The organism is Kocuria sp. NPDC057446 (assembly GCF_042802875.1).
Taxonomy (GTDB): Bacteria; Actinomycetota; Actinomycetes; order Actinomycetales; family Micrococcaceae; genus Kocuria.
The window spans coordinates 1-8433 of the sequence record NZ_JBHVDI010000161.1; the positions used below are offsets into that span (position 1 = coordinate 1).

Here is an 8433-nt window from a genome sequence, read left to right on the forward strand (position 1 = left end):
GCCCGGAGGCGCCGATGACCCGCCCCCGGACGAGCCCGTCCGGGCACCGGCGACGCCGTGGACCGAGGACGAGGAGCCACCGGCCGGACCCGTGCCGGCCAGCACCGCGGAGGGGCTCGAACTGCTCGAGCCGCGGGAGTACCGGCGCCGCGCGGGCAGCGCCTGGTGGGTCCTCCTGCTCCTGGCGGTGCTCGCGGCCCTCGTCGTCGTGCTCGTGCTCTTCGTGCTCTGAGCGCGTTCCCTGCTGTACCGCACCCATCGTTCCTGCACCACCCGCCCACTCTCCTCCGTCCCCGAGGGACGGAACCTCCGGTTCGCCGGGAAAGGATCCTCCTTGACTGTCAACGATCTCTCCCTCTCCATCCTCCGCGTCGCGGCCGACGCGGCCGACGCCAAGCAGGCCCACGACATCGTGGCCCTCGACGTCAGCGAAGCCCTGGGCATCACCGACGCCTTCCTGGTCGCCTCCGCCTCCAACGAGCGGCTCGTCAACGCCGTGGTCGACGAGATCGAGGAGAAGCTGGTGGAGCAGCTCGAGCTGCGCCCCATCCGCCGCGAGGGCCGTTCCGAGGGGCGCTGGGTGCTCCTCGACTACGGCGACGTGGTCATCCACGTCCAGCACGACGAGGACCGTGCGTTCTACGCCCTCGAGCGGCTCTGGCGGGACAGTCCCGTCGTGGACCTCGGCACGACCGAGGACGAGGCCGCCCCGGCCCCCGCCACGGACGATTTGCCTGGAGCCTGATCGACTGTCTACTATGAATGCGTTGCCCAGCGAGGCGCTGGATCAACCGGAAAAGGGTGACCAAGAGGAAGCCCCAACGGTTGTGATAGTGTCTCCGAGGTAACGACCTGGGGCTGTGGCGCAGCTGGTAGCGCATTTGCATGGCATGCAAAGGGTCAGGGGTTCGAGTCCCCTCAGCTCCACCAGGACGCAGAGAGCCCGTTCCGCATCGCGCGGGGCGGGCTCTTTCGTGTTTCCCCGGATTCCTTCTCTTCCGTTCGTTGACGCGTCCTGTTAGCGTCAGCACCACCGGCGGCCGTTCTCCGTGATCGCGATCACAGTGAGTCCAGCGTCACAGCGTGGCGAGGTCCGTCGGGGACGAGGGCGCCGGCGGTGCACGATCGCCGCGGGCGCCCGTGACGGACATCCACCACGGAAGAGGTCATGATGGCAGGCAACAGAGCGGTCGCCTACAAGGGTCCCGGCAAGGTCGAGGTCATCGACACCGAGTACCCGGAGTTCGAGCTCAAGGACGCCCCGGGGATCAACCAGGCCAACATCGGCCGGAAGGTCCCGCACGGGGTCATCCTCCGCACGGTGAGCACGAACATCTGCGGTTCGGACCAGCACATGGTGCGAGGGCGCACCACCGCCCCGACGGACCTGGTCCTCGGTCACGAGATCACGGGCGAGGTCGTCGAGTGCGGTCCGGACGTCGAGTTCATCCAGGTCGGTGACATCGTCTCCGTCCCCTTCAACATCTCCTGCGGGCGGTGCCGCAACTGCAAGGAGCGCAAGACCGGCATCTGCCTCAACGTGAACCCCGACCGGCCGGGCTCCGCCTACGGCTACGTGGACATGGGCGGCTGGGTCGGAGGGCAGGCCGAGTACGTGCTGGTGCCCTACGCCGACTGGAACCTGCTGAAGTTCCCGGACCGGGACCAGGCCCTCGAGAAGATCATGGACCTGACCATGCTCTCCGACATCCTGCCCACCGGCTACCACGGCGTGGTCACGGCCGGGGTGGGGGTGGGCTCCACGGTCTACGTCGCCGGTGCCGGGCCCGTGGGACTGGCCGCGGCGGCCTCGGCCCACCTGCTGGGAGCCGCGGTGGTCATCGTGGGGGACATGAACGAGCAGCGGCTGGCCCAGGCGCGCAGCTTCGGCTGCGAGACGGTCGACGTCTCGAAGGGCTCGCCCGGGGAGCAGATCGAGCAGATCCTGGGCGTGCCGGAGGTCGACTGCGGTGTGGACGCCGTCGGCTTCGAGGCCCGCGGGCACGGCAAGGACGCCTCCCACGAGGCCCCGGCCACCGTGCTGAACTCCCTGATGGACATCACCGCCGCCGGTGGAGCGCTCGGCATCCCCGGCCTGTACGTCACCGGGGACCCCGGTGCCGTGGACGAGGCCGCGAAGAAGGGCTCGCTGTCGATCAGCCTCGGCACGGGATGGGCCAAGTCCCTGGCCTTCACCACGGGGCAGTGCCCGGTGATGAAGTACAACCGGCAGCTGATGATGGCGATCCTGCACGACAAGATCCAGATCGCCAAGGCCGTCAACGCCAAGGCCATCCCGCTCGAGGAGGCGCCGCAGGGCTACGCCGAGTTCGACGCCGGTGCCGCGACGAAGTACGTGCTCAACCCCAACGGCTACATCAAGAACTGACGTCGGAGGGACGGTGCCCGCGGTGCGGGACGGACCGGTCAGCCGATCCGTCCCGCACCGCGGGCACCGCCGCGTCCCGGGTGTGCGCTGTGGAACACTGGGCGCATGGCCAAGAAATCCAGCAGCTCGGAGCTCATGCAGACCGTCGACCAGGTCACCGAGGAAGCCATCAACGTGGGCTACCGCCTCGAGCAGCGGCTCCACCGCTTCCGGCAGCGGCGCGCCGAGGCCCGCGGCGACATCCCGGTCATGGTGGCCTTCGAGGGCTACGGCTCCGAGCACCACGTGCGGGTGCTGGGGCGGGCGCTGCTGAAGACCCGGGGGCTCATCGAGTCCACGGACGAGAGCGCCGAGTCCATCCGCGGCTGGCGCTCGTTCACCGCGGTGCCCATCGCCTTCGCCCACGTCAACGTGTGGATCGACGAGTTCGAGTTCCACCTGGTGGCCGACAAGGGCGGCGTGGTCGACGTCGACCTGCAGGTGTCCCTGCCCCCGGGCGAGCACACCGTGTGGATGCAGACGGAGGGCTCCGAGACGGTCGAGTCCCGCGTGTTCATCGTGGCGGACGAGCAGCGCATCGGCGTGCTCTCCGACATCGACGACACCGTCATGGTCACCGCGCTCCCGCGCCCGCTCCTGGCCGCCTGGAACTCCTTCGTGCTCAACGAGCACGCCCGCACGCCCACCCCCGGCATGGCGGTCATGATGGACCGGCTGCTGCACCGCCACCACGAGGCGCCGTTCCTCTACCTCTCCACGGGGGCGTGGAACGTGGCGCCCACCCTGCGCCGCTTCCTCACGCGCAACGCCTATCCGGCCGGAGCCCTCCTGCTCACCGACTGGGGCCCCACCACGGACCGCTGGTTCCGGGCCGGGGCCGCGCACAAGGTGCAGAACCTGGAGCGGCTGGCCCGGAACTTCCCGCAGGTGCGGTGGATCCTCATCGGCGACGACGGCCAGCACGACCCCGAGATCTACAGCGGCTTCGTGCACCGCTATCCGGAGCACGTGGCCGCCATCGTGATCCGCAACCTGTCCCCGGCGGAGGCCGTGCTCGCCGGCACCCCGCTGGTCAACGAGGAGCGGCGGGTCACCATCCCCGAGGGCACGCTGTGGATCGAGGGCAACGACGGCGCCTCGATCTCCCGTCAGCTCGCGGAGCACGGCCTGCTCTGACCGGCGTCCCACCCCGGCGGTCTGTGGCGTCCGAGCCGGCACCTACCCTGGAGCCATGACGAGCAACCTCACGGCTCCCGCCCACGCACCGGCAGACGCCTCCGCAGACGACCCGGCCGAGGCCGCGACGGGCTTCCCGGCCGTCGACGCCGCCGTCCACCGCGCCCGGGCGGCCTTCGTCCCCGACGTGGACCTCGCGACCCGGCTGGACCGGCTGCACCGGCTCGAGGACCTCGTGCGGGAGAACCGGGCGGTGCTCGAGCAGGCGCTGGCCGCCGACCTCGGCAAGCCGCCGGCGGAGGCGTGGCTCACCGAGCTCGGCTTCACCCTCGAGGAGATCGCCGGGATCCGCAAGGAGCTCCGCCGCTGGATGTCCCCGACCCGGGTCGGCGTCCCGCTGAGCCTCGCGCCGGCCCGCTCCCACGTGGAGCACCAGCCGCTGGGGACCGTGCTCGTGATGGCGCCGTGGAACTACCCCGTCCAGCTGGTCCTGAGCCCGCTGGCGGGGGCGCTCGCCGCCGGCAACACCGTCGTCGTCAAGCCCTCCGAGGTCTCCGCGACCGTCTCCGGCGTGCTCGCCGAGCTGCTCGAGCGATACCTCGGGGACTGCGTGAGCGTGGTCGAGGGCGGCGTGCCGGAGACCACACGGCTGCTCGAGCACCGCTTCGACCACGTCTTCTACACCGGCAACGGCACGGTGGCCCGGATCGTGATGGCCGCCGCGGCCCGGCACCTGACCCCGGTGACCCTCGAGCTGGGCGGGAAGTCCCCGGTCTGGGTGGACGGCTCGACCGACCTGCGGACCGCCGCGCGGCGGATCGTGTGGGGGAAGTTCCTCAACGCCGGCCAGACCTGCGTGGCCCCGGACCACGTGCTCGGCACCCCGGAGACGCTCGCGGCCCTCGAGCCCGAGCTCGTGCGGGCGGTGGCCGAGCACTACGGCGAGGACCCGTCCGGCAGCGACTCCTACGGGCGGATCGTCACCGGGCGCCACCTCGAGCGGCTGACCGGGCTCCTGGAGCAGGTCCCCGCCCACGACGTCGTCTGCGGCGGGACGGCCGAGCCGGGGGAGCGCTACCTCGCGCCCACGGTGGTGCGCTCCGCCCCGGACGGGCCGCTCATGGCCGAGGAGATCTTCGGGCCCGTCCTGCCGCTGGTGCCGGTCGCCTCCGCGGAGCACGCCGCCGAGATGATCACCGCCCGGGACAAGCCGCTGGCCCTCTACGTGTTCACCGAGGAGCGGTCGGTCAAGGACCTGTTCCGCCGGCGGACGTCCTCCGGCGGGCTGTCCTTCAACGCCCCGCTGCTGCACCTCACCAGCCCCGCGCTGCCGTTCGGCGGGGTGGGGGAGAGCGGCACCGGCGCCTACCACGGGAAGTTCTCGTTCACGACGTTCTCCCACGCCCGGGCGGTCCTGGACAAGCCGCTCGCACCCGACACGCTGCGGGTCGTCTACCCGCCCTACCGGGGCCTGCGGGGCCGGCTCGCCGCCGCGGCGGTCGGGCTGCGCCGGTCCCGCCGCCGGACCCGACACGCCGTGTCCGAAAATTAATCCTGTCCACCGGCCGGGGCTCCCGCGGTGCGCACAGCCTGTGCACAACGGGACCCCGGCGGCGGAAATCCGCGACCCCCCGGGGAGGGCCCCTGTGGATGGCCGGCCGTCGTTCTGGGGATAGCGAGAGAGGAGCTGTGGACAACCCTCACCACTGCATCTAGGGGTCACTTCCCCTTCCTGGCACTAGATGTAGTATTGAAATCAGCCACCCGGAGAGACCCCGTCACCGCCGCAGACTCTGCGGAAGTCCTGGATCTCCCCCCACACACCACCCGATCGACCAAGGGGAAACAGCGATGTCCGTGACCGTGTACAGCAAGCCGGCCTGCGTCCAGTGCAATGCCACCTACCGGGCCCTGACCAAGAAGGGCATCGAGTACAACGTCGTCGACGTCACCGAGGACGAGGCCGCCCTGGCCCACGTCCTGGCCCTCGGCTACCAGCAGGTCCCGGTCGTGGAGACCGCGACCGAGCACTGGTCCGGCTACCGTCCGGACAAGATCACCTCCCTGGCCGTCCTCCTCTCGGCCTGAGGCCGGAGCGCCGCCCGCTTCCCCGCGGCGCGCCGGCCCCTCCACCACCGACCCCTTTCGGAGCGCGGAAGCAATGAGCACGCACCACCCCGGCACCCGTCCCGGGACCGCTCAGCAGGTCCACGGCGACGCCGCCGCGGCACCGGACGACCACGCCCCGCTGGTGGTCTACTTCTCCTCGGTCTCCAACAACACGCACCGCTTCGTCGAGAAGCTCGACGCCCGCGTGCTGCGCCTTCCTCTTCTGACCGGGGAGGAGCCCCCTGAGATCACCGAGCCCTTCGTGCTGGCCGCCCCGACGTACGGGCGGCCCAACGGGAGCGGGGCCGTCCCGCCGCAGGTCGTGAAGTTCCTCAACCAGGAGACCAACCGGCGGTTCTTGCGCGGCGTCATCGGCGCGGGCAACACCAACTTCGGGTCGGCGTTCTGCCTGGCCGCGGACAAGATCGCGGCCAAGTGCGGCGTCCCCGTCCTCTACAAGTTCGAACTCATGGGCACCCCCGAGGATGTCCACCAGGTAAATCAAGGATTGGAACAGTTTTGGCGACAATTTCCGCAGCTCCGGGCGTGAGCGTCGAGCCCGGCCACGAGGACACGCGCGTCCCGGAGAAGTACCGGGGCCTGGGCTACCACGAGCTCAACGCCCTGCTGAACCTCTACGACGCCGACGGCCACATCCAGTTCGACGCCGACCGGCAGGCCGCGCGGCAGTACTTCCTGCAGCACGTGAACAACAACACCGTCTTCTTCCACGACCTCGAGGAGAAGCTCGACTACCTGGTCTCGCACCAGTACTACGAGCCCGAGGTCCTGGCGAAGTACAGCATGGAGTTCGTCAAGGAGCTCTCCAAGCGGGCGTACTCCCGGAAGTTCCGCTTCGAGACCTTCCTGGGCGCGTTCAAGTTCTACACGTCCTACACCCTGAAGACCTTCGACGGTCAGCGCTACCTCGAGCGCTTCGAGGACCGCGTGGTCATGGTGTCCCTCTACCTCGCCGACGGCGACGAGCTGCTCGCCACGCAGCTGGTCGACGAGATCATCTCCGGTCGCTTCCAGCCGGCGACCCCCACGTTCCTCAACGCGGGCAAGCAGCAGCGCGGCGAGCTGGTCTCCTGCTTCCTGCTCCGCATCGAGGACAACATGGAGTCCATCGGGCGGTCGATCAACTCCGCCCTGCAGCTGTCCAAGCGCGGCGGCGGCGTGGCGTTCGCGCTGACCAACGTGCGCGAGGCCGGGGCCCCGATCAAGAAGATCGAGAACCAGTCCTCGGGCATCATCCCCATCATGAAGCTGCTGGAGGACTCGTTCTCCTACGCCAACCAGCTGGGCGCCCGCCAGGGTGCGGGCGCGGTCTACCTGCACGCCCACCACCCGGACATCTACAGCTTCCTGGACACCAAGCGGGAGAACGCGGACGAGAAGATCCGGATCAAGACCCTTTCGCTGGGCGTGGTCATCCCGGACATCACGTTCGAGCTGGCCAAGAAGAACCAGGACATGTACCTGTTCTCCCCGTACGACGTGGAGCGGGTCTACGGGATGCCGTTCTCGGACGTCAACGTGTCCGAGAAGTACCACGAGATGGTCGCGGACGGGCGGATCACCAAGAAGAAGATCAACGCCCGCGAGTTCTTCCAGACCCTCGCCGAGGTCCAGTTCGAGTCCGGCTACCCGTACGTCATGTTCGAGGACACCGTGAACCGGGCCAACCCGATCGACGGCAAGATCATCATGTCCAACCTGTGCTCCGAGATCCTCCAGGTCTCCGAGCCGTCCACGTACCACGAGGACCTGAACTACGACGAGGTCGGCAAGGACATCTCCTGCAACCTCGGCTCGCTCAACATCGCGCTGACCATGCAGTCCCCGGACTTCGGGCAGTCGGTGGAGACCGCGATCCGGGGTCTCACCGCGGTGTCGGACATGTCCGACATCACCTCGGTGCCCTCGATCGAGCGCGGCAACCAGATGTCCCACGCCGTGGGCCTCGGGCAGATGAACCTGCACGGCTACCTCGCCAAGGAGCACATCCACTACGGCTCCGAGGAAGGCCTCGACTTCACGAACATCTACTTCTACACGGTCACGTACCACGCGGTCCGCGCGTCGAACGAGATCGCGAAGGAGCGCAAGGCGGTGTTCGCCGGCTTCGAGCGGTCCCAGTACGCCTCGGGGGAGTACTTCACCAAGTACACCGACCGCGACTGGGTCCCGGCCACCGGCCGGGTGCGGGAGCTGTTCGCGGAGGCGGGCGTGCACATCCCCACCCGGGCGGACTGGGAGCAGCTCAGGGCCTCGGTCATGGAGCACGGGATGTACAACCAGAACCTGCAGGCCGTGCCGCCGACCGGGTCGATCTCCTACATCAACAACTCGACGTCGTCGATCCACCCGATCGCCTCGAAGATCGAGATCCGCAAGGAGGGCAAGCTGGGCCGCGTGTACTACCCGGCGCCCTTCATGAACAACGAGAACCTGGAGTACTTCCAGGACGCGTACGAGATCGGCTACGAGAAGATCATCGACACCTACGCGGCGGCCACCCAGCACGTGGACCAGGGGCTGTCCCTGACCCTGTTCTTCAAGGACACGGCCACCACCCGGGACATCAACCGCGCGCAGATCTACGCGTGGCGCAAGGGCATCAAGACGATGTACTACTCCCGCATCCGCCAGCTGGCGCTGGAGGGCACCGAGGTCGAGGGCTGCGTCTCCTGCATGCTCTGACCGCCGGCCCCCGGCGACCAGCTCAGAAACTCCCCGCGCGCGTCCGCAGGACG

8 protein-coding genes and 1 tRNA gene are annotated in these 8433 nt (G+C 69.0%); all 9 read left to right on the forward strand.

All coding sequences use genetic code 11. From position 1 onward, the window contains the following. The coding region (locus tag ACFU0Y_RS15400) for a hypothetical protein (RefSeq protein WP_380215401.1) at positions 1 to 232 on the forward strand (232 nt) is incomplete at its 5' end. A 102-nt stretch (positions 233 to 334) separates the two neighbouring features. Beyond that, positions 335 to 745, forward strand: coding sequence for a ribosome silencing factor (gene rsfS, locus ACFU0Y_RS15405; RefSeq protein WP_380215402.1), 411 nt, complete (start codon positions 335 to 337; stop codon positions 743 to 745). Between the two features lie 109 nt (positions 746 to 854). Continuing rightward, positions 855 to 930 (forward strand) — tRNA-Ala (locus ACFU0Y_RS15410). A gap of 241 nt (positions 931 to 1171) precedes the next feature. After that, complete coding sequence (fdhA, locus tag ACFU0Y_RS15415) at positions 1172 to 2389, forward strand: formaldehyde dehydrogenase, glutathione-independent (protein WP_380215407.1); 1218 nt, start codon at positions 1172 to 1174, stop codon at positions 2387 to 2389. Positions 2390 to 2494: 105 nt separating this feature from the next. Next, a complete protein-coding gene (locus ACFU0Y_RS15420) occupies positions 2495 to 3565 on the forward strand; it encodes an App1 family protein (RefSeq protein WP_380215403.1) in 1071 nt (356 codons plus the stop codon). Between the two features lie 55 nt (positions 3566 to 3620). After that, the gene (locus ACFU0Y_RS15425; RefSeq protein WP_380215404.1) at positions 3621 to 5117 is read left to right on the forward strand and encodes an aldehyde dehydrogenase family protein; all 1497 of its coding nucleotides are present in this window, start codon (positions 3621 to 3623) and stop codon (positions 5115 to 5117) included. Between the two features lie 299 nt (positions 5118 to 5416). Beyond that, complete coding sequence (gene nrdH, locus ACFU0Y_RS15430; protein ID WP_017834611.1) at positions 5417 to 5653, forward strand: glutaredoxin-like protein NrdH; 237 nt, start codon at positions 5417 to 5419, stop codon at positions 5651 to 5653. A 73-nt stretch (positions 5654 to 5726) separates the two neighbouring features. Further along, positions 5727 to 6224, forward strand: coding sequence for a class Ib ribonucleoside-diphosphate reductase assembly flavoprotein NrdI (gene nrdI, locus ACFU0Y_RS15435; RefSeq protein WP_380215405.1), 498 nt, complete (start codon positions 5727 to 5729; stop codon positions 6222 to 6224). Then, positions 6221 to 8380 carry a class 1b ribonucleoside-diphosphate reductase subunit alpha gene (gene nrdE / locus ACFU0Y_RS15440; protein ID WP_380215406.1) on the forward strand — a complete coding sequence of 720 codons (2160 nt, stop codon included), beginning with the start codon at positions 6221 to 6223 and terminating at the stop codon, positions 8378 to 8380. Before nrdI ends, nrdE begins: the two co-directional genes overlap by 4 nt. Positions 8381 to 8433 lie beyond the last annotated feature (53 nt).